Origin of the sequence: Brevibacterium iodinum ATCC 49514, assembly GCF_900169265.1 — a bacterium.
GTDB classification, from domain to species: Bacteria; Actinomycetota; Actinomycetes; order Actinomycetales; family Brevibacteriaceae; genus Brevibacterium; species Brevibacterium iodinum.
In genome coordinates this window covers 580,624-600,824 of sequence record NZ_FXYX01000001.1, presented here as the reverse complement: position 1 = coordinate 600,824, position 20,201 = coordinate 580,624, and the positions used below count along the sequence as shown (strand labels likewise).

Here is a 20,201-nt window from a genome sequence, read left to right as displayed (position 1 = left end):
GGTGCATTCGGATCCGACGCCGAGGCGGTCGCCGACGAAGGCGGCGGCGCAGAAGGGGAGGGAGGCGGCTGTGACATGGGGAAACAATCCTTCCAGAAGGGGAAGCATGAGGGGACTTCCAGTATGGCACCGGAGGCTCGACGCTTGCCCGATTAGGCGCGGATTCGCGCCGCCTCTGCGTTTTCCTCGGACCCTCACTCCATGGGCAGCGATGCCCTGACTTCGAACCCACCGGCATCCGTCGGCCCCACCTGCAGGTTCCCGCCCAGGGCTTCGACGCGTTCGCGCATCCTCTGATGCCGAAACCTCCGCCGAGGTGGCTGTGCCCACCCGCGTCCGTCCCTGCGAAGACCCACGTCTCGAGGATCCTGTCGAAGCTGGGACTGCGCGACCGCACACAGATCGTCGTCGCCGCCTACGAGTCCGAGTTGGTCGTCGACGGGAGCTGAGCGGCGCGGTTCGGAGAGGGGCGTATGCGAGGGACGCCGGCTCGCTGACTACTCGCGGGCGAAGCCGGCGCCGAGGTCCTTGACGATGGTCTCCGCCGATCCTTCCTGGGCGCTGCGGTAGCCGGTTCCGGCCCACAGGTGCAGGCCGTGCGGGTCATCGGCCTTCTTCGCCGCGGCGCGGAACTCCTTCGTCAGATGGTGCACCGCCGGGTAGGCGTCGACGGCGATCGGGTCGAACGTCCGGACGAAGTCATTGACCAGCGCACGCGCGGGGCGTCCCGTGAACGCCCTGGTCAGCCGCGTCTCCGTGAACTCGTCGGCGGCGAGCGCGGCCCGATGAGTGGATGCCGTCCCCGCCTCGTCGGAGCGCAGCAGCAGGGTGCCGACCACGACTGAGCTCGCCCCAGCACCGAGGAGCTCCCCTACCATGGCCTCACCGTCGACTCCGCCTCCCGCCGCCACTGGCAGGTCCACCTCGGCGAGGATGTCACGGACGAGATCGACGGTCGCGCGGTCCTCGATGGTCCGCGTCGGATCGGCCGTACCCGAATGCCCGCCGGCACGCGGGCCCTGGACGACGAGCCCGTCGACCCCGACTTCGGCGGCCGCACGGGCCTCGGGGACCGAGGTGACGGTGGCGACGACCTGAGTGCCGACGGCGTGGAGGCGGTCGACCGCCTCGGCGGTGGGCAGATTGAAGGTCAGCGAGACCAGAGGAACAGGGTGCTCGGTGAGCCAGTCGAGCTTGTCGTCGAAATGGTCGTCATCCTCGACCGGCTCGTGATCGAGCGTGATCCCGCGGGCGGCCGCGGCCGGTTCGAGCGCACTGACGAAGTCATCGAAAGCCTCGCGATCGACGGGGACGGGATTCGGAGCGAAGAGGTTGACGCCGAAGTTCGAGGTCGTCTCACGCATCCGTGTGATAAGCGGAGCGAGGGCCTCGACGGTGAGATAGCCACCCGCGACGAATGGGAATCCGCCGGCCCGGGCGACCGCCTCGGTGAGTTCGGGCGTCGTCGTCCCACCGGCCATGGGGGCGCCGATGATGGGCAGTGAGGTCTTCGCGAAGGCGATCGTCACGGTTCTCTCCTTTTACCGGCGGGCCCGGGCTCGGTGGCTTGCGCCGAGCGAGGCGGCCGCGTGGTCGGGCGTGCTCATCGCCATTCTCACACGATCGGCCGTGGCAAGTATGAGGTGTTCGGTCGACGGTCTCCCTCGAAAGTATCGATCGGCGGGGGAGAGACTGTCCCCGGCAGTCCTCGCCGGTGCCGGCATCGCCGTCGACGTTCTCACCCGGGACAGTGAGCCGCCTCGGCGAAGAACGGGCGTGGGTAGGGACACGGTCACATGGGCCGGCGAGCCGACTAGGCGGGTGATGATGACGTTCTGCGTCGAAAGATGACGGACATTATGACGTGGAACGACCGCGCGCGTCATGGAGCGCGCGCGTGGGGTCCACAGCAGATCAGACTGATGGTTACCGCAGAAGCAGCGGTAACCATCAGTGAAGGAAGGATCCGCCGTGAGTTCATTTGCCACCGAGCCCACAACACCCGCCGGAATCTCGACCCGATCGGTGCACTCGGGAGCTATGCCCGAAGCGCACACCGGTTCGGTTGTGGCCCCGATCTTCCAGACCTCCACCTTCATGATGGACACTCCGGGAGAGACTCGCGCCGGCTTCGACTACGCGCGCACGGGCACGCCGAACCGCAGCGACCTCGAACAGGCTCTGTGCGAATTGGAGGGCGCGTCGTTCGCCGCCGCGGTCAACTCAGGCACGTCCGCCGAAGTGGCGGTGTTCTCCGCGCTGCTGGGACCCGGTGATGAGATCATCATTCCCCGCGACGTCTACGGCGGCACGTACCGCCTGCTGAAGAACGAATACGAACGGTGGGGCGTGGGCATCCGCACCGTCGACCTCACCGATACGACTGCGCTGGCGGCCGCAATCAGCGAGAAGACCGCGATCGTATGGGTCGAGACGCCGAGCAACCCCGGCCTCGACATCGTCGACATCGCCGAGACCGCTCGGCTCACGCACGAGGCGAACGCGCTGCTGGCCGTCGACTCGACGTTCGCGACCCCGATCCTGCAGCGCCCGCTCGACCTCGGCGCCGATCTCGTCATCCACTCGACGACGAAGTTCATCAACGGCCATTCCGATGTCATCGGCGGTGCCGTGCTCGCCGGTGACGGCACCACCTGCGCCCGCGCCGCCGAGGTGGTCGGACGTCTCGAGAGCCACCTGGCCTCCGTGAGCATGGGGATCGCCCCCTTCGACGCGTGGCTGACCCGGCGCGGGATCAAGACCCTGCCGGTGCGGATGAAGGCCCACTGCGAGAACGCGCAGGCCGTGGCCGAATGGCTGGAGACACGCGATGAGATCGCCGAGGTGCTCTACCCCGGACTGCCTTCCCACCCGGGTCATGAGGTCGCGAAGGCGCAGATGAACGGGTTCGGGGGAGTGGTCTCCCTGCGCACCGACACCGAGGAGCGTGCGCTGGCGCTCGTGAAGAGCACGAAGCTGATCACCCTGGCCGAGTCGCTCGGCGGAGTCGAGTCCCTCATCGATCATCCCGCTACGATGACGCACCTGGCCGTGGCCGACTGCGAGCTGAGCATCGACGGGGCGTTCATCCGCCTCTCGGTCGGCATCGAGGACATCGACGACATCCTCGCCGACCTCGCGCAGGCCCTCGACGCGACGGCGGGAGCTGTCGGTGGAGGTGCGGCTTCGGCCAACGGTGCCGCGGGCGACTCGGAGCGCGAGGCATCGTCAGAGACTCGTCCTACCGTTGCAGCGGTGTGATGCGTCGGTAACGGCGCAATCAGCCGTCACCGGGGTGTTCTGTCGCTGACGGTGTCGGATGGTGGGGCCGGTCACTGCCGCGGGGGAAAACCCGATGCGGGGTTGGAGGTCTTCGTGCTGTTGGCCGCGACGTCACTCCCGTAGCGTTATTGCTATGAGTGAGAAGACCCCCGAGAACCCGCAGGATCAGGAGCCGCACGGCACCGATCCGGTGGAGCCTCAGATCCCCGACACCGAGGCGGCCCCCAGCTCCGGTGAGCGCGAAGAGTCCATCAGCGCCGAGGCGATCGTCAACGCCCCGCCGACCACAGAGATAGATCAGCCGAAGGCCAGCCAGGCCGGAGAGTTCCGGACTAAGCCGCTCGATCTCGACGTGCCGTTCGCTTGCGGTTCGACTCGCCAGTACCCGCAGCAGTCGCAGGCTTATGGGCAGTCGCAGGATCCCCAGCAGCCGACCAGGCAGTTCGCACAAGCTCCGACCCGCGTCTATGAGCAGAGGCCGCAGGCCCCACAGACTCCGCAAACCGGGCAGACTCCGCCGCCCGGACAGGCTCCGGCGGCCCACCTCGCATCCACGAACCGCGCCTCAGCACCCAGCCACTCCTGTCCTCGCACCTACCCCTCGGCCCCGGCCTCCTATCGCCCCGCCGGAGAGCAACCCCACCAACCGGGGCAGCCCCAGCAACCGCGCCAACATCGACCACCCCGCCTGGGGCCGCCTCCGATGCCACCCCCACGACCACCTCGGCGAGCGAGGCAGCGCACCGAACCCGTCGCCTACGCCCCGGTCACCGGCTCACTGCCGCTGAGCCGGGACGAGGTCACCGAGATCCCCGCCGACGGGCCCATCACCTGGCCCAAACGCCCCACCGGAATCATCGGCGTCGCGAACCTCGTGCTCTCCGCCGTCCTCGCCCTGATCTGGGCGTGGATCCCGCTGGGTCTGCTGTTCACCGGAATCGGCGGAATCTTCGCCCTCGGGCTCGGCGTCCTCGCCCTCCTCGTCTGGGTGCTCGTTCAGCAGGGCGCGAACAACGCCGAACGCTACCGGGCCGAACTCATCTACGCCGATAAGATCCCCGTCCCGAAGATCGAAAGCAGCAATCGCGATCCCGGCATGGGCCGCTTCCTCCACAACCGTTGGCTGCAGGTGAAATCCGGTGCCTTCTGGCGCTCGACCGCCCACCACTACATCAAGATGCTCCTCGGCCTGATCGTCGTCGCCGGCACCATCGCCGCGATCTGCGGATCGATCTTCTGCATCTTCGCCGCCATCAACCCCCATGGAGTCAACACCTTCTTCATCGGCGAAACCATCGACGGACCGGCCCGTATCGGTGTGGCCATCGGCTCCGTCATCGTCCTCGCCAGCTCCCTGGCCATCCTGTGGTTCGCCCCGCTGCTCGATCGTGCCCTCGACCGGGCGCTGCTCGCCCCTGCCCGCACCGTGGCGCTGCAGGCCGAAGTCACGGAACTCGATCGGGCCCGAATGGCCGGACTCGAGGCGGCCGCGGCGGAACGTCTGCGCATCGAACGCGACCTCCACGACGGAGCCCAGCCCCGCCTCGTCGCCCTGACCATGACTCTGGGAATGGCGAAGACGAAGATCGACTCCGATCCGGAGAAGGCGAAGGAACTCGTGGCCGAAGCCCATACCGAAGCCAAGGGCATCGTCAACGAACTCCGCCAGCTGGCCCGCGGAATCCACCCCGCTGTCCTCACCGACCGCGGACTCGACGCCGCAGTCTCCGCTCTGGCAGGACGGTCGACGATCCCCATCGACGTCGATGTCCGCCTCGAGGGGCGGATCGGACGCGAAGCCGAGGCCGTGTCCTACTTCGTCGTCGCCGAATGCCTGACGAACATCGCCAAGCACTCCGGCGCCACCCGCGCCAGCGTGTTCATCGCCCCGACCGAGAGCGGTGTGCAGATCGTCGTCACCGACAACGGCCACGGCGGTGCACGTGTCGACCGCACCGGGCGTCACACCGGGATCGCCGGTCTCATCGACCGGGTCGAAGCCGCCCGTGGCACACTGAACCTGACCAGCCCCGCAGGTGGGCCAACGACTGTAGTTGTGGAGGTGCCATGCGCATCGTAATCGCTGAAGACTCCGCCGTCCTGCGGGCCGGACTCGAAAGGCTGCTCGCTGACGCCGGTCACGAAGTCATCGCCGCCGTGCCCGACGCCAATGAACTCCTCGCAGTCGTCCACAACGATCCCCCGGACCTCGCCGTCATCGACGTGCGCATGCCCCCGACGTTCACCGACGAAGGCATCCGCGCCGCCGTCCTCATCCGCAAGCAGAACCCGGACGTCAAGGTCCTCGTGTTCAGCCAGTACGTGGAGGAGCAGTACGCGTCCGAACTCATCGCCGAGAACACCGGCGGCTTCGGCTACCTGCTCAAAGACCGAGTCGCCGATGTCGAAGACTTCCTCACCGCCGTCGACGAGGTCGCTGGAGGCGGCACCGTCCTCGACCCGGAGGTCGTGTCCCAGATCCTGGTGCGCACGCGCAAGAAGGACGGACTCTCGACTCTGAGTCCTCGGGAACTCGAAGTCCTCCAGCTCATGGCAGAGGGCAAGTCCAATGCCGCGATCGCCGGCACCCTCTACCTCAGTGCCGGTGCCGTAGAAAAGCACATCTCCTCGGTGTTCACGAAGTTCGGCCTCACCGCCGACACCTCGGAGAACCGCCGAGTCCTCGCCGTCCTCACATTCCTCGGAGCCTAGAATGCCTGCCACAGTGCGCATCAGCGAATCCGCCCGCGTCGGTCTGCGCGCGGTCCTCATCATCCTCGCCGCCGTCGTCCTCCTCGTCCCCGTCATCGTCAGCACCGCCCAAGCCGCTTCCCGCCTCGACTACGGGCGGATCGAATCGTCCGAACCGCTGCCGAAGGCGATGAAGGAACTCAAGATCGGCCTCGACTCCGGTGGCGCCGTCGACATCAAGACCGCCGACGTCGCCGAAGCGACCGTGAAGCTCACCGGCACAGGTCCCCGCGACAGCTCCGCGGACCTTGAGGTCGACAGTCGAGCCGATACCGCCGAGGTGGCCGTGAAAAACGATGAGAAACTCGAGAACACCCGGTTGACCGTCACCATCCCGACCAGTGAGGCGAAAGACCTTGCGCTGGACTTCGACGGCAACTACGGCCGGTTCGATGTCACCGGCGACTTCGCCGAGATCAACGCCGACACCGGTGGTGGAACTGCGAACGTGACCGGTTCGGCTGAGAAGGTGCGGACCACGAGCGATTGGGGCGCCACCTACCTGGACGGTGAATTCGGTTCCGTGTCGGCCAAGACCGGGGTCGGTGCCATCGAAGGCGAGAACCTCATCGTCAGCGACCGCATCGACGTGGTCAGTTCGACGGGAACCGTCGACCTCGACTTCACCAATCAGGCGATGCCCGCCGGCGGAATCATCGCCAAGACCGAAGAAGGCTCGATCGACGTGCGGGTGCCGAATCTCAAGCTCACCTCAGAAGAGCTGGATGAGGACTTCTTCTACCGGATCAACGCGAAGTCCAATGACGGCAGCGTCGACCTCGCCTCCGAACTGAAGAAATACGATGTGGCGGACGACCCGAAGGAAGCCAAGGGCAAGATCCTCGTTCCGATCTCGGCCACAGCCGATACAGGTACCGTCACAGTCAACCAGAACTGAGAAACGACCGGCGCACGGGCGGGCTCGACTTCGGGCCCGCCCGTGCGGCGTCTGAGAGGTCGACGAACATGCAGATCACCGTCTACGGAGCCACCGGAACCTTCGGCGCGCAGTTGGTGCCCCAGCTGCGCGAACGCGGACACACCGTCATCGCCGCTCATCGCGGGAGCGGGGTCGACACGGTGACCGGTCAGGGAGTCGCCGAGGCGGCCGAGGGCAGCGACGTCCTCGTCGACTGCGTCAACCAGGTGACGATGAACGCCCAGAAAGCCATCGACTTCTTCTCCCGCAGCTCCCGTTCGATCGCCGAGGCGGCGGCCGAGCAGCCCGGCACCTCCGTGGCCGTCCTCTCGATCGCGTTCCGCCCCGAGGCCGCCGAGTCACGGATGATGGGCTGCTACCAGGGCAAAGCCATGCAGGAGCGGATATTTCGCCGGCTCGTCCCGGACGGGCAGCTGCTGATGTTCCGGTCGGCTCAGTGGTTCGAACTCGTCGACACGATGACGGTCAAGGCCGGGCCGCTGCGCTTCGTGCCGAAGATGCGCGTGCAGGCCCTGGCCGTCACCGAGGCGGACTCATCCCACCGTCACCGAGGATGTCCGACGTGACCGCCGACGAATGGCTGCGCTCGGTCTGAATCCCAGACGAGGCGCTGATCCCGGTGCGAATCGCTGACCCCGACCCCAGCGCAACGCCCCGATTCCGGGGCAGGCGTATCATCCGTTCCGGAGGTTCTCATGGATTGGATGGAATACGGGCTCAACTGGGTCGACGCAGTCAGGATCGTCATCTCATGCGTGGCCTTCTACTTCGGGATCATTCTGCTCTTGCGCATCTTCGGCCAGCGCACTCTGGCGAGCCTGTCGAGCTTCGACGTGGCCGCGATCATCGCGATGGGAGCAATCATCGGGCGGTCCATCCTCGGCGATACCCCGACCCTGGCCGCGGGCATCCTGGGTCTGGCGAGCCTGCTGATCCTGCAGGCGCTCAGCGGATTCGGCCGACGCTTCGGATTCGTGCGCAGCGTCGTCAACTCCCCGGCGGTGGTGCTCATGGCCGGCCCTGAGATCCTCACGGACAACCTGTCGAAGAGCCACGTCGATCACGACGAACTCATCGCCAAACTGCGATCGGCCGGCATCCGCAACCGCGACGAGGTGGCGTGCGTGATCCTCGAATCGACCGGTCAGATCAGCGTCATCCGACGCGGCGCACCCATCGCCGAGGAGATGCTCACCGGGGTCGTCGGCGCCGACCGAGTTCCCCGCGACGGCTGAGACTCAGTCGAGCCCGAGCACCTTCGCGCCGTTGGTCCACAGCACCGAGCGCATCCAATCATCGCCGAGGCCCAGGGCGGCCAGGCCTGCGATCTGGTCGACGTAGGGGTAGGGAATGTTCGGGAAATCAGAGCCGAGGATGACCTTGTCCTCAAGTCCGGCCAGGCGTTCGCGGTAGGCGGGGGTCACCTCGGCGGGGGAGGAGAAATACCCGGCGGCGAACATCGTCGTATCGAGATAGACGTTGTCGAATCTCTCTGCGAGATCGGCGAACTCGTCGTACTCGGGCATGCCCATATGGGCGATGACGAACTTCAGCTGCGGGAACTTGGCCAGAACGTTCGCCACCGCCTGCGGCCCGGTGTACGTGCCCGGCAGGGGAGCGGATCCGGCGTGGATGACGATCGGCACCCGGGCCTCTTCGAGTGCCCTCCACGCAGGGTCGAGGACCTCGTCATCGGGCGAGAACACACCGACCTGGACGTGGACCTTGAACAGCTTCGCCCCGGCGGCAAGCGCGGCCGGGACATAGTCGGCTGATTCGGGTTCGGCATAGAGGGTGCCGCAGTGGATGACGTCGTCGTGGGCGGCGGCGAACTCGGCGTTCCATTCGTTGAGCCACGCGGCCATTCCGGGTTTGTGAGGGTAAGTCAGGGCCGGGATCGCGCGCAGGCCGAGCTCGCGGACGATATTCAGGCGGGTGTCCGTGTCGTACCGGTAGTTGATCGGCCAGTCGCGGCCGTAGTTGTCCGCGGCATTGTCGAAGTACTCCCACACCTTGTCGAGCACGTTCTGCGGAAGGAAATGGACGTGGATGTCGGCGAGCCCCGGCAGGCCGAGGGCACGGGCATAGTCGGGAACCTCGGCGTCGGTGCGCGGGGGAGCAGTCATCGTGTCCGGGACCTCGAAGGTGCGACCGATCGTCGTCTCCGGGGCGGGATTCGCGGTCGCTCGGGCGGGTGACGGGGTCTGAGTCGCTGCATCATCGGAGTCGTTCATGGCCCCACTCTATGACCTCGCAGTCGACGGGTTCACGGGTGGTCCGGAGTCCGGCCCGGTGAACGCGACGACCCCCGGCGCGGTCGATGGTCGGTATTCAGCGCGCGTCCATGCCCGGCGCATAGACTGCCCGCATGAGCCTGCGCGATCCGTTCACGATCCCTACCCCGTCCCAGGTCAGACCCGTGGGACAGGCACCGTTCTGGACTCCTGGGCAGACCGTGACCTGGACGTTCCGGCGTTTCGACTTCGACCGCGATCGCGCCGAGGTGGCCCGCCCGATGCGTGTCATCGACGATGGACCCGATGGTGCCGTCCTGTGGTTGGCCGGGGGTACGCCGACGCAGGAGACCCGCATCGTCGGGTGGGAGGACACGGACTCACACGACGTGCCGTTGAAGGCCCGGTTCCGACCGCTGGCCGAAGCGCCCACCAGGATCAATGTCGAGGGCTCGTGGCGGGGCCGCGGGGTCCTCAAGATCGTTCCGCCGCAGGTGCCGTTCTCCGTGTGGGTGCTGCTCAAAGACGACGCGGACGGCGGTGTGCGGGCAGAGTGGTACATCAATCTCGAGACCACCCACAAACGCAGCGATGATGCGCTGTTCACCAGCGATCACATCCTCGACATCACCTTTCCGATCGCAACGATGCCCCTGCACGCCGCCGACGGTCGGCTCGATCCGGCCGGAGCTGTGTTCAAGGACGTCGACGAACTCGCCGCGGCAGCGAACTATGGAGCGTGGCCGACGGAGTGGTCGGAGATCATCCGGGACAATGGCAGCCATCTGCTCGACCACCTCGGCGATTTCGGTTGGGCCTTCGATCCCGAATGGGAGACGGTGGCCCGCGCTCTGCTGGGGAAGGCACGACTAGGAGCCGCCTCGGTGAGAGAAAAATCGTTCGATCAGGAACATCGGGCGATCCCGAATGGTTGTTATGACCGACAGCATCGGTGATCGTCGCGGATGCACCTGTCGCCCCACTGAAGCACACAAGTGAAGAATGATCTGCTGCTGAAAGGAACCGTCTCCATGACGACCAACCATCGGATTCGCCTGAACTCGCGCCCTGTGGGCGCTCCCACTGCAGAGAACTACCTGCTCGACGAGGTGCCTGTGCCGACCCCGGGCGAGGGGCAGGTGCTGCTGCGCACCCTCTATCTCTCGCTCGATCCGTACATGCGCGGGCGGATGTCGGACGCGAAGTCCTACGCCAAGCCCGTCGAGGTCGGCGATGTCATGGTCGGCGCCACCGTGTCCGAGGTCGTCGAATCCAATGCCGAGGGCTTCGCCGCCGGTGAGATCGTGCTCGGCTACGGCGGTTGGCAGGAGTATTCGGTCGAGTCGACCGGACACCTGCGCAAGATCGACCCGGAGCTCGCGCCGATCTCCACCCACCTCGGTGTGCTCGGAATGCCCGGGTTCACTGCGTACGCGGGTCTGCTCGAGATCGGTCAGCCCAAGGAGGGTGAGACCGTGGCCGTGGCCGCTGCGACCGGCCCCGTCGGATCCGTCGTCGGGCAGATCGCGAAGATCAAGGGAGCGACTGCCGTCGGCATCGCCGGCGGACCGGCCAAGGTCGCTCACCTGCGTGAGCTCGGCTTCGACGTGGCACTTGACCACCGCACGGGGAACCTGCGGCAGGAGCTGAAGGAGGCGGTGCCGCAGGGCATCGACGTCTACTTTGAGAACGTCGGCGGGGAGGTCTTCGATGCTGTGCTGCCGCGGCTCAATACGTTCGCTCGCGTGCCCGTGTGCGGTCTCGTCGCCAACTACAACCTCACCTCGCTGCCCGAGGGGCCGGACCGTTCGGGAGCGCTCATGGGCAACATCCTGTCGAAGTCGCTGCTCGTGCGCGGATTCATCCAGACCGAGTTCGCCGAGCGTCTGACCCCGCAGTTCCTTACGGACATGAGCGGCTGGCTCAAGGATGGCAAGGTTCGCTTCCGCGAGGACATCCGCCCCGGACTCGAGAAGGCTCCCGAATACTTCAACGATCTGCTTACCGGCGGAAACTTCGGCAAGATGGTCGTCGCCGTGGGCGCCGAGAGCTGAGGCTGTCGGTTCATCCCTGAATCGGAAACGAGGAGGCGGCGTCGGCCAGTTCTGGCCGATGCCGCCTTTCTTTGTTGGTGAAGTCGGTATTGCTGTTCAGACGGGCATGTGCCTCGGCGAACTCACGCGAAGTGAGCGAACACCTCGGCGGGGTCAAGGCCGAAGCTCAGCGCCAGGTTGAGCACGATGCGGGCCTTGCGGGCATCGAGGATGCCAGCGGGCACGAGGCCCGCTTCGAGCAGGCCGATCTCTCCTCCCGGATAGCCGTAGGTGCGGTGCAGGCTCGCACCCGAACCGGTGCGTGAGGCCAGCACCACGGGCATCCTCTCCGCCAGTCGAGCGACAGCGGGCAGCAACTCCTCGGGGACGTGGCCCCCGCCGACCCCGGAGACCACGGTGCCGGCGAGGCCGGAACCGGCGATGAGATCAAGGGTCTCTTCCGGTTCGCCCATCCCCACCTCGGCGAGGGCGACCTTGCTCAGCTGAGACGGACGGGGAAGTCCGGCGAACGGTGATTTCGGAGGCTGGGGCGCGTGCGGGAGATGGAGATCGTCTTCGCTCAGCCATCCGATCGCGCCGAGGATGGGCCCGGAGGAGAACGCGGCCGTCGAGGTGGTGTGCGACTTCGAAACGAACCTCGGATCGTGGACTTCGTCGTTGAAGACCAATGATGACGGCAGATCGCTGACCTTGTCGGACAGGGCAGTGAGGGCGGCGGCCCGGACATTCGCCGGCCCGTCGGCTCCGGGCAGGGTCGGATTGCGCATGGCCCCGGTGACAGCGATATGAGTGCTCGAGTCATTGAGCAGCCAGAGCCCGAACGCGGACTCTTCAAGAGTGTCGGTGCCTTGGGTGAGGACGATTCCATCGGCCCCGGACGTACGGGCGAGCTCGACGACGTCGAAGAGCATCTCCAGGGTGACATTCGCGCTCGAAACCTGAGCAACCTGAGTGAAATCAGCCCGCAGATCCGGCCAGACCTGATCGAGACCCGCGGCCGCAGCGATCTCCGCGCCGCTGAGCGCTGGAGCAACCCCGCCCGCGGCATTGGCGGTCGACGCGATGGTCCCGCCGAGAGCGGCCAAGAGCAGGTGAGGGGCGGTGTGGAGTGAGGTCTCAGGCATGATTCGAGTCTAACGTCAGTTCCTACGTCAGTGGCCTTTGCTAGCCTCCACGCATGGACCCCGCCACCGTGCTCCGCTTGGCCAACGACCAAGCCATGCAGTACCCCTCGGTCGAGCTCGACCACCCATTCGGGCCGGACAATGCCGTGTACAAAGTGCGCGGAAAGATGTTCATGATGGCATACGAGCTGCGGGGAGTTCCGAGTCTCAACCTCAAGATCGATCCCCTCGACGGTGAGGTGCTGCGCGACGCCTATGCGGAGATCTCACCCGGCTATCACATGAACAAGAAGCACTGGATCACCGTCGCAGGGGAGGGAAGCGATGACGGCGGCGAACCCGGCGCCGCAACTGCCGGCGATCGTCTCGATCCCGTTCTTCTCCACGACCTCGTACTCGAGTCTTACTGTCTTGTCGTGGCCAAGATGTCCAAGAAGGACCGACCTGTTGACCCTGACACCTTCGGAGGAAGGAGCGACAGCCGTTGACCTCACTCGACTCGCGAATTGGCGCGCACCCGCCAAGGCACAGAGAATAGTTCCTATGTCCGCCCTGTCATCCGCGCTCGCCTACCGGCGACTGCTCGAATCGAATGCCACCCTGCGCATGCTCCGGGCCGACAACCTCGCTGTCATGGCCGGAACCCTCGACGCTCATCTCGGCAAGCCCGGCACCAGGATGAACACCGAGGATCTGCACGAAAGCATCGACGCTGACCTCGAAGAGCTCCGCGACCACTTCGACCTCTCGCTGCGGACAGCGAAGGCGTACTGCGATGACTGGCGTCGCGCCGAAATCCTCGTCCGTCGTCCCGCCACCGCCGCCAGAGGCGAAACCTACGAACTCTCCGCCGCCGGCTTCGATGCCATCCGCATGCTCGAGCAGCTGCGCACCCCACCACAGACCGCCACCGAATCCCGGCTGGTCAGCCTCGCCCAATCCGTGCGACAGCTGGCCATCGACACCGACCCGGACAGCTCTCGCCGCCTCGCCTCCTTGCGCGCCGAACGCGACCGCATCGACGCCGAGATCGCCCGTGTGCGCCGCGGCGATCCGCGCTCCGTCGTCCTCGACAGGCGCCGCGCGAACGAACGCGTCTCCGACATCCTCCAGCAGGCGCAGGGACTGCCTGCCGACTTCGCCCGCGTGCGCGCCCGCTTCGAAGAACTCAATCAGGAACTGCGGGTCTCGATCCTCGCCGCCGAGGACTCCCAGTCACAAGTACTCGACGAAGTGTTCCGCGGCGTCGACCTCATCGAGTCCTCCGACGAAGGTCGGACGTTCTCGGCGTTCTCCGCCCTCGTCCGCGACCCCGAACAGTCTGCGGCCTTCGACGACGACATCGCCGCCATCCTCGACCGGGACTTCTCCGCCACCCTCTCTTTGGCCACCCGCCGTTCCCTGCGCACCCTGATGCGCCAGATGAAGGACGGGTCTCACGAGGTTTCGGACATCCTCACCGAGTTCGCCCGTGGCCTGCGCCGCTACGTCCACTCCCACGAATTCCAACGTGACCGCGTCATGCGCACTCTCCTCCAGGAGGGTCTCGCCGCGGCCGCGCCCGTGTCGCAGGAGCTCAAACCCTACGACGAGATAGGCATCGACCTCGAACTCTCCAGCGTCTCACTCGGCAGCGTCGGCGAGGTCATCCTCCACGACCCCGAGGAGTTCGACGCCGGAGCGGAACTCGGCGAGGCCACGGACTCCGAGATCGACTTCGCCGAACTCATCGCTGTCGCCCGCGAATCCGAAATCGACTTCGCCGAACTCACCGAGAACATCAACTCCGTCGTCACCTCCACCCACGAGGCCTCCATCGCGGAGGTGCTCGAAACTTTCCCTGCCACACAGGGCCTGGCCAGCGTCGTCGGCCTGTTGTCCCTGGCCAGCACCTATGGCCACGTCGATGTCGGCAACCGCGAAGTCCTCACCTGGGCCGGCGTCGACGGCATCGTCCGCACCGCCGCGATCCGCCGCCACTACTTCACCGAAGGCATCACCCTATGAGCCCCACCCACCACGACAACGACACCGCCCCCGCCGAGGTGGGGGCCGCCTCGGCGAGAGAATCCACCGATTCCGCGGACGACCTCAGCCACAATCCCAGCGGTCTGTGGTCCGGTGACACCGGAACATTGGGAGAGCGCACCCGCCGAGTGCTGCTCGAACTGCTCAAAGGGCCGTATGTGTCCGGGACGCAGGCCCCGCAGCTGTGGGCCGCTCTCGTCGCGGACGAAGGTCTCGTCCGTTCGCGCCTGCACGATCTGTTCCTCGACCTCGTCATCGACAGGGTCGACGAATTCGCATTCACCCGCAAGATCGTCACCGACGAGATCGACGCGCCCGCCGCGGTGCGCAGCGAACGACTCACCTTCCTCGACACGGCAATGCTGCTGGTGCTCCGGCAGCTGCTGTTGGCCGCGCCGGGGGAGAAGCGCGTGATCGTCGATCGCGAAGAGGTCTATGAACGCCTCGCGATCTACCGCACAGGGGACGAATCGACCTTCCACCGCAATCTCAACGGCGCGTGGTCGCGGATGAGCAACCGACTGCGTGTGCTCCACAAAGCCGGTGAAGACCGCTTCGAGATCTCTCCCATGGTGAAGTTCCTCATCGACGAGGACCGCGTGCGCGAGCTCATCGCCGTCTACGAACGCATTGCCGCTGGTGAGACCGATGCTGGAGAAATCGACGCTGACACCGAGGAGGACGAAGCGTGACAGAGGCACTCTTCCCGCTCGACGCGGCGTTCGTCGCCGACCAGGCGCGTGCTCGCGGAGCGAACCGACCCGACGTCGGCAGCCAGTGGCGCCTGAGCGAGATCCAGATCGCGAACTGGGGCACCTTCGACGCCGACATCCATCGCATCCCCGTCTCCCACAAGGGCCACCTCATCACCGGGCCCTCGGGCTCGGGCAAGTCCTCCCTCCTCGACGGAATCGCCGCAGTACTCACCCCGGATAAGTGGCTGCGCTTCAACGTCGCCGCTCAGACCGCGGGCGCGCGCCTCGACCAGCGCAGCCTCGTCAGCTACGTCCGCGGGGCCTGGACTCGCACCGCGGATTCCGAAGAGGACCGGGTCGTCAGCAAATATCTGCGTCCGCGCGCCACCTGGAGCGGAATCATCCTCCGCTACGACAACGGCAGCGACAAGCCCCTGTCGTTGGCCCGACTCTTCTTCATCAAGGGTTCGGGCACGAAAACGACGGACCTCTCCGACGCCTGTGTCCTCGAGCGCGCGGACCTCGACCTCTCCGACCTGCAGCACTATGCGCGCTCCGGACTCGAGACCCGCAAACTCAAGGCCGACCATCCTGATGCGGTGGTCACCTCGAACGGCCACCACGGGAAGTTCTATGCACGGATGCGCAAGACCTTCGGCATGGCCGACGAGTCCGCACTCCAGCTGCTGCACAAGACACAGTCGGCGAAGAGCCTGGACAGCCTCGACCGGCTCTTCCGAGACCATATGCTCGAAAGTCCGGTGACCTTCGACCTCGCTGAGACCGCCGTCGCCCAGTTCGGTGACCTCAAGGACGCTCATGACCATGTCGTCGAACTGCGCAAGCAGCGCGATCATCTGCTGCAGCTGCGCGAAGCCGCCTCCCGTTTCGAGACCGCCAATGACATCGCCGCGAAGTCGATCGCGCTCAGCGAAGCTCTGCTGCCGTACCAGAAGCGGCGCGAGCTCGATATCCTCCGCGCCGACCTTTCGGCGCTGACCAGGCAGATCGTCGAACTCGAAGTCACCGCCGACCGCGCCAAACGTGACTTCGACACCGCAGTCGACGAATACGACTTGGCCCGACGGGCCACTTTGGAACTCGGTGGTTCCGAGGCCGAACACCTTCAGCAGCGCATCGACACCGCCGAAACCGAACGCCGCGCCATCAACGAACGCTGGTCTGGGCTGGCTCGCCAGCTTGAGCAGGCCGGCATCGAGCACGCCCCGACCACTGCCGCCGAATTCGCCGAACTGCAGGCTCAGATCGCCTCCAGCCTCGACGACGACACGCAGGTCGCCGGACCCACCCACGCCGATCACGACCGGTTCTCCCAGGCGAGGGCGAAGGTCCGCGAACTCGAAGGGGAGATCGAATCCCTGCGGCGGTCCGGATCGACCGTGCCGAACAACCTCATGACGATCAGGTCCGAGCTCGCCGCCGGCACCGGGCTGAGCGAGAAGGCGCTGCCGTTCGCGGCCGAGCTCATCGAAGTCGACCCCGACGAGGCGCGGTGGACAGGTGCCATCGAGAGGGTGCTGCGGCCCATGGCACTGACCGTCCTCGTCCGTTCTGAGAACCTCTCGGCCGTGCGCACGTGGGTGGATTCCCACCGCATCCGCGGTCGCCTCGTCTTCGAGGAGATCCCGCGCTCAGTGCCGAGTCCCCGCCCCGTGGGCAGTGAGAAGTCGCTGCTCAACAAGGTGAATGTCAGCGACACCGGCTTCGGCGACTGGGTCCGGACCACTTTGTCCGAACGCTTCGACTTCGCCTGTGTCGACCACCCGGACGAACTCGACGACCATCCGCGCGCCGTCACCGTCAAGGGCCAGGTCAAGACCTCACGCACCCGTTACGAGAAGGACGACCGGCGGGCCATCGACGATCGCAGCCAATGGGTCCTCGGCGACCGCGAAGCGAAACTCGAAGCCCTCGTCGAATCCCTCAAGGAGGCTCAGTCGGAACTGGCCGCGGCCGAACAGGTGGTCGCGGCTGCTGATGCCGAAACCGCACAGGCCCACCGTCGCCGCGGCATCCTCGCCGGTATTCGCGAACAGTCCTGGCGCGACGTCGACCGAGACGGAGCGGCCGAGAAGGTCGCGACTCTCGAGCGGCAGCTGGCCGAACTCGAAGATGCCGACGGCGACCTCCAGCAGGCGATCGGCGCCGAACGCAAAGCCAAGGCGGTCAAGGACGCGACCGAGACAGCGAAGAACGACGCCGACTATGCCCTTCGCCGGGCGAACGAGGAATCGACGGGTCTGCGCTCGAACATGACGCGGATCGAAGACGACGTCAATTCCGGTCGGGTGGCGGAAGTCGAGGGTCACCTCGGCGAACAACTGGACGAACGGTTCCGGAAGATCCAACGCAGCATCAAGCGGGAGAACCTCGCCGAGGTGGGCCAGCAGGTCTCGCAGGTGCTGCAGGAGGAGAAGGACCGGGCGCAAACCGATGCAAGTCGGTCGGGGCAGTCCGTGACTCGGTTGGCTGCCGAGTTCAAGGCCGCATGGCCGTCGGTATCGTCCCAGCTCACCGCGGAAGTCGATGATCGTCGCGCCTACCTGTCTATGCTCGATGAGATCCTCGCGCACGGCTTGCCCGATCACGAGAACCGGTTCCGAGATCTGCTGCAGCAGCGGTCCCGGGACCTCATCGGCGAACTCCTCAACGAGATCCATGCGGCTCCGCGCGAGATCGAGGACCGGGTCGCGCCGATCAACTCCTCCTTGCTGCGCTCGCAGTTCGACGAGGACCGGTACCTGCGGCTGAAGGTCAAGACCCGTCGGTCCGAGACCGTCAACGCCTTCATCGCCGATCTCCGCCTCGTGGCGAGCGGCAGCTGGGGTGAGGACGATATGGAGACTGCGGAGAGGAAGTACGACACCCTCGCCGAGGTGATGCGCCGATTCGCGTCCAGCGAACACGTCGACAAGGTCTGGAAGAACCAATGTCTGGACACACGCCTGCACGTGAGCTTCCTCGCCGAGGAGATCGACGACCACGGGCGCGCGCACGCGACCTACGATTCGGGTGCGGCGATGTCCGGCGGTCAGCAGCAGAAGCTCGTGATCTTCTGCCTGGCGGCAGCGCTGCGCTATCAGCTGGCGGACCCGGATGAGGCAATCTCGAAGTACGGCACGATCATCCTCGACGAGGCCTTCGACAAAGCGGATACGCGGTATACGCGTATGGCCTTGGACATCTTCATCGAGTTCGGGTTCCACATGGTGCTGGCGACTCCGCAGAAGCTGCTGCAGACGATCGAACCCTATGTGGGTGCGGCCACGTCGATCGAGAATCCGAGCCGCCAGAAGACCCTGACCTCGACGATGGTGTGGGACGAGTCCGTGCGCGGGGAGGCTTCTGGAGCGGTCTCGGGTTCAGAGTCGGCTGATGGCGCGGACGAGGAGTCCGCTGGGCCTGGTGGGTTAGGTGATCCCAAGGGTTCGGACAGTTCCGAGAGTGTCCGTGTGGCTGGTGAAGTCGAGCTTGAGTTCGAGGAGTCGGACGCCCGATGACGATGCTCTCCGTCGCCGAGGCTCGGACGAAGGCACGTACTCGCCTGAGTTCGTCCATGGCCTCGTGGGCGGCGGAGGCAACAGGTCAGGTGCGTGTTGAGATCGCCCTCAAACCACCGACGGAGAAGCAGGTGCTCTCCGATCAGACTGCCGCCGCGAACTGGGCCGGCAGTTGGCGGGCGGTCCGGGAGCGGGCGGGGGCGACAGCCGCGGGCGCACCTGCAGAGCTCGAGATCGATTGGGAAGAACGCAGCTGGGCTCGCGTCGGCAGTCAACGCGTTCCGGTCCGACTGCGACTGTTGACCCCTGATGCAGTGGCCGCTTTCGTCGGCGGCGACACCGCTCGAGAATGGCGGAGGCTGCGAGACCGTGCCGTCAGCATCCGGCAACGACTCGGGTCCGTATCGAACGGCATCGCGCCGACTCGCGACGCGGACGCGGAGGCCAGCTCGGACTGGGACTCCCTTGCCGCGGCGATACGTTCCCAATCGAAGCGGATCCTTTCCTTGTCCGACGCCGCATTCGATACGGTCATCGACGTCGTCGACTGGCTGTGCACCCATCCGCTCGGATCGCTGCGACCCAGACAGCTGCCCATCCGCGGGGTGGACTCGAAGTGGTTCGAGACCCACCGCAGCCTCGTCACCGCCCTGCTCGGAGGGATCGGCCACGCCCATGCGGTGACCGTCCTCGACGCCGAACCGCGACTGCGGCTGCGTATCCTCGACGCGACCCTGATCGGCGCCGTGGATCATGAGGCCACCGTCGATCGCACCTGGGTCAGAGCAGCCGCCGCGTCCCTTGACGATGTGACCGCTCCGATCTCCCAGCTCGGTCGACTGCCCATAACGCCGAGGGTGGTCTTCGTCTTCGAAAACCTCGAATCCGTGCTGGCCATGCCGGATTGGCCGGGTGCCGTGGCCGTACACGGCTCCGGCTATGCCGTCGACGGGGTCGCTCGATTGGACTGGATCGTCGGTGCGCGTGTGATCTATTGGGGCGACCTCGACTCCCATGGTTTCGCGATCCTCAACCGTTTGCGCAGCCACTTGCCGGAGGTCGAATCCGTGCTCATGGACGAAGCAACTCTGCTCGCGCACCGGGATCTCTGGGTACCCGAACCGAAGCCGAGCACCGGCACTTTCGCGCATCTCACCGGCACCGAGGCACGAGCCCTCGAACGACTACATGCTGAAGGAGGCGTCCGGCTCGAACAGGAACGCATCCCGTGGGATACGGCTCTGAACCGGTTGAGGTCCGCGGCTGAGGTGGAGACCTCGGGTCACCTCATCGAAGGAACGGGACGTGGCGTGGGAACGGAGCACCGCCTCGGCGAGGGCCTTGACAACGACCGATAAGCCGCGCGGGGGACTGACCGCCCTCTGCGTCGCCGAACTGGTGTGCTGGGGCCTGCTCTACTACTCCCTACGGGTGGCGGTAACCCCATCTCTGACGATATGGGTTGGAGCCACACGACGGTGACGGTCCTCAACCGCACCTGGACCGACGAGGCGGCCGACCGCACCGAACGCCCGAGCCGGGCCGAACTGCTTCACGTCACCCGTCACCCGC

General features: G+C 66.1%; 17 protein-coding genes. 14 read left to right on the top strand and 3 right to left on the bottom strand.

Translation table 11 applies throughout. From position 1 onward, the window contains the following. The first annotated feature begins 296 nt into the window (after positions 1 to 296). Complete coding sequence (locus BI49514_RS02720) at positions 297 to 449, top strand: helix-turn-helix domain-containing protein (protein WP_420808568.1); 153 nt, start codon at positions 297 to 299, stop codon at positions 447 to 449. Positions 450 to 497: 48 nt separating this feature from the next. Here BI49514_RS02720 and BI49514_RS02715 read toward each other — a convergent pair whose 3' ends face one another. Further along, on the bottom strand, positions 498 to 1,529 hold the full coding sequence (locus BI49514_RS02715) for an NAD(P)H-dependent flavin oxidoreductase (RefSeq protein ID WP_101543981.1): 1,032 nt from the start codon (positions 1,527 to 1,529) through the stop codon (positions 498 to 500). Positions 1,530 to 1,971: 442 nt separating this feature from the next. Between BI49514_RS02715 and BI49514_RS02710 the strand changes: the two genes are divergently transcribed. From BI49514_RS02710 to BI49514_RS02685, 6 genes are all read left to right on the top strand, one after another. Next, on the top strand, positions 1,972 to 3,261 hold the full coding sequence (locus BI49514_RS02710; protein WP_101543980.1) for a trans-sulfuration enzyme family protein: 1,290 nt from the start codon (positions 1,972 to 1,974) through the stop codon (positions 3,259 to 3,261). A gap of 154 nt (positions 3,262 to 3,415) precedes the next feature. Beyond that, a complete protein-coding gene (locus BI49514_RS02705; protein ID WP_101543979.1) occupies positions 3,416 to 5,362 on the top strand; it encodes a sensor histidine kinase in 1,947 nt (648 codons plus the stop codon). Beyond that, positions 5,350 to 5,994, top strand: coding sequence for a response regulator transcription factor (locus tag BI49514_RS02700; protein WP_101543978.1), 645 nt, complete (start codon positions 5,350 to 5,352; stop codon positions 5,992 to 5,994). Before BI49514_RS02705 ends, BI49514_RS02700 begins: the two co-directional genes overlap by 13 nt. A 1-nt stretch (position 5,995) precedes the next feature. After that, positions 5,996 to 6,931: a DUF4097 family beta strand repeat-containing protein gene (locus BI49514_RS02695; protein ID WP_101543977.1), complete on the top strand. Its 936-nt coding sequence runs from the start codon at positions 5,996 to 5,998 to the stop codon at positions 6,929 to 6,931. Between the two features lie 68 nt (positions 6,932 to 6,999). Next, entirely contained in the window at positions 7,000 to 7,539 is a 540-nt protein-coding gene (locus BI49514_RS02690) for an SDR family oxidoreductase (protein WP_180954344.1), read from the top strand. 129 nt (positions 7,540 to 7,668) lie between these two features. Then, complete coding sequence (locus BI49514_RS02685; protein WP_101543976.1) at positions 7,669 to 8,208, top strand: DUF421 domain-containing protein; 540 nt, start codon at positions 7,669 to 7,671, stop codon at positions 8,206 to 8,208. 3 nt (positions 8,209 to 8,211) lie between these two features. On the opposite strand, the gene BI49514_RS02680 is transcribed toward BI49514_RS02685, so the two are convergent. Continuing rightward, complete coding sequence (locus BI49514_RS02680; protein WP_338063756.1) at positions 8,212 to 9,207, bottom strand: amidohydrolase family protein; 996 nt, start codon at positions 9,205 to 9,207, stop codon at positions 8,212 to 8,214. Between the two features lie 134 nt (positions 9,208 to 9,341). On the opposite strand from BI49514_RS02680, the gene BI49514_RS02675 reads away from it, so the two are divergent. Both BI49514_RS02675 and BI49514_RS02670 read left to right on the top strand, forming a co-directional pair. After that, positions 9,342 to 10,163 carry a ribonuclease FAU-1 family protein gene (locus BI49514_RS02675; RefSeq protein ID WP_101543975.1) on the top strand — a complete coding sequence of 274 codons (822 nt, stop codon included), beginning with the start codon at positions 9,342 to 9,344 and terminating at the stop codon, positions 10,161 to 10,163. Between the two features lie 75 nt (positions 10,164 to 10,238). Next, entirely contained in the window at positions 10,239 to 11,261 is a 1,023-nt protein-coding gene (locus BI49514_RS02670) for an NADP-dependent oxidoreductase (protein WP_098731861.1), read from the top strand. Positions 11,262 to 11,383: 122 nt separating this feature from the next. Here BI49514_RS02670 and BI49514_RS02665 read toward each other — a convergent pair whose 3' ends face one another. Then, positions 11,384 to 12,385 carry an asparaginase domain-containing protein gene (locus tag BI49514_RS02665; protein ID WP_101543973.1) on the bottom strand — a complete coding sequence of 334 codons (1,002 nt, stop codon included), beginning with the start codon at positions 12,383 to 12,385 and terminating at the stop codon, positions 11,384 to 11,386. Between the two features lie 53 nt (positions 12,386 to 12,438). On the opposite strand from BI49514_RS02665, the gene BI49514_RS02660 reads away from it, so the two are divergent. Genes BI49514_RS02660 through BI49514_RS02640 form a run of 5 tightly spaced genes read left to right on the top strand, consistent with a single transcriptional unit; the run spans position 12,439 to position 19,987 of the window. Further along, positions 12,439 to 12,873: an MmcQ/YjbR family DNA-binding protein gene (locus BI49514_RS02660; protein ID WP_101543972.1), complete on the top strand. Its 435-nt coding sequence runs from the start codon at positions 12,439 to 12,441 to the stop codon at positions 12,871 to 12,873. Positions 12,874 to 12,928: 55 nt separating this feature from the next. Next, positions 12,929 to 14,392 (top strand): DUF3375 domain-containing protein, encoded by a 1,464-nt coding sequence (locus BI49514_RS02655; RefSeq protein WP_101543970.1) that lies wholly within the window; start codon positions 12,929 to 12,931, stop codon positions 14,390 to 14,392. Further along, positions 14,389 to 15,105: a DUF4194 domain-containing protein gene (locus BI49514_RS02650; protein WP_101543968.1), complete on the top strand. Its 717-nt coding sequence runs from the start codon at positions 14,389 to 14,391 to the stop codon at positions 15,103 to 15,105. Before BI49514_RS02655 ends, BI49514_RS02650 begins: the two co-directional genes overlap by 4 nt. Further along, a complete protein-coding gene (locus BI49514_RS02645; protein WP_101543966.1) occupies positions 15,102 to 18,629 on the top strand; it encodes an ATP-binding protein in 3,528 nt (1,175 codons plus the stop codon). The genes BI49514_RS02650 and BI49514_RS02645 overlap by 4 nt, the downstream gene beginning before the upstream one ends. Then, a complete protein-coding gene (locus BI49514_RS02640; protein ID WP_101543964.1) occupies positions 18,626 to 19,987 on the top strand; it encodes a Wadjet anti-phage system protein JetD domain-containing protein in 1,362 nt (453 codons plus the stop codon). The genes BI49514_RS02645 and BI49514_RS02640 overlap by 4 nt, the downstream gene beginning before the upstream one ends. The last annotated feature ends 214 nt before the right edge of the window (positions 19,988 to 20,201 follow it).

What these genes read in the sequence shown, in the direction of transcription:
- BI49514_RS02720 (WP_420808568.1), top strand. Translation starts at nt 297, where the DNA reads ATGCCGAAACCTCCGCCGAGGTGGCTGTGCCCACCCGCGTCCGTCCCT.
- BI49514_RS02705 (WP_101543979.1), top strand. Translation starts at nt 3,416, where the DNA reads ATGAGTGAGAAGACCCCCGAGAACCCGCAGGATCAGGAGCCGCACGGC.
- BI49514_RS02700 (WP_101543978.1), top strand. Translation starts at nt 5,350, where the DNA reads ATGCGCATCGTAATCGCTGAAGACTCCGCCGTCCTGCGGGCCGGACTC.
- BI49514_RS02695 (WP_101543977.1), top strand. Translation starts at nt 5,996, where the DNA reads ATGCCTGCCACAGTGCGCATCAGCGAATCCGCCCGCGTCGGTCTGCGC.
- BI49514_RS02690 (WP_180954344.1), top strand. Translation starts at nt 7,000, where the DNA reads ATGCAGATCACCGTCTACGGAGCCACCGGAACCTTCGGCGCGCAGTTG.
- BI49514_RS02685 (WP_101543976.1), top strand. Translation starts at nt 7,669, where the DNA reads ATGGATTGGATGGAATACGGGCTCAACTGGGTCGACGCAGTCAGGATC.
- BI49514_RS02680 (WP_338063756.1), bottom strand. Translation starts at nt 9,207, where the DNA reads ATGAACGACTCCGATGATGCAGCGACTCAGACCCCGTCACCCGCCCGA.
- BI49514_RS02675 (WP_101543975.1), top strand. Translation starts at nt 9,342, where the DNA reads ATGAGCCTGCGCGATCCGTTCACGATCCCTACCCCGTCCCAGGTCAGA.
- BI49514_RS02670 (WP_098731861.1), top strand. Translation starts at nt 10,239, where the DNA reads ATGACGACCAACCATCGGATTCGCCTGAACTCGCGCCCTGTGGGCGCT.
- BI49514_RS02665 (WP_101543973.1), bottom strand. Translation starts at nt 12,385, where the DNA reads ATGCCTGAGACCTCACTCCACACCGCCCCTCACCTGCTCTTGGCCGCT.
- BI49514_RS02660 (WP_101543972.1), top strand. Translation starts at nt 12,439, where the DNA reads ATGGACCCCGCCACCGTGCTCCGCTTGGCCAACGACCAAGCCATGCAG.
- BI49514_RS02655 (WP_101543970.1), top strand. Translation starts at nt 12,929, where the DNA reads ATGTCCGCCCTGTCATCCGCGCTCGCCTACCGGCGACTGCTCGAATCG.
- BI49514_RS02650 (WP_101543968.1), top strand. Translation starts at nt 14,389, where the DNA reads ATGAGCCCCACCCACCACGACAACGACACCGCCCCCGCCGAGGTGGGG.
- BI49514_RS02640 (WP_101543964.1), top strand. Translation starts at nt 18,626, where the DNA reads ATGACGATGCTCTCCGTCGCCGAGGCTCGGACGAAGGCACGTACTCGC.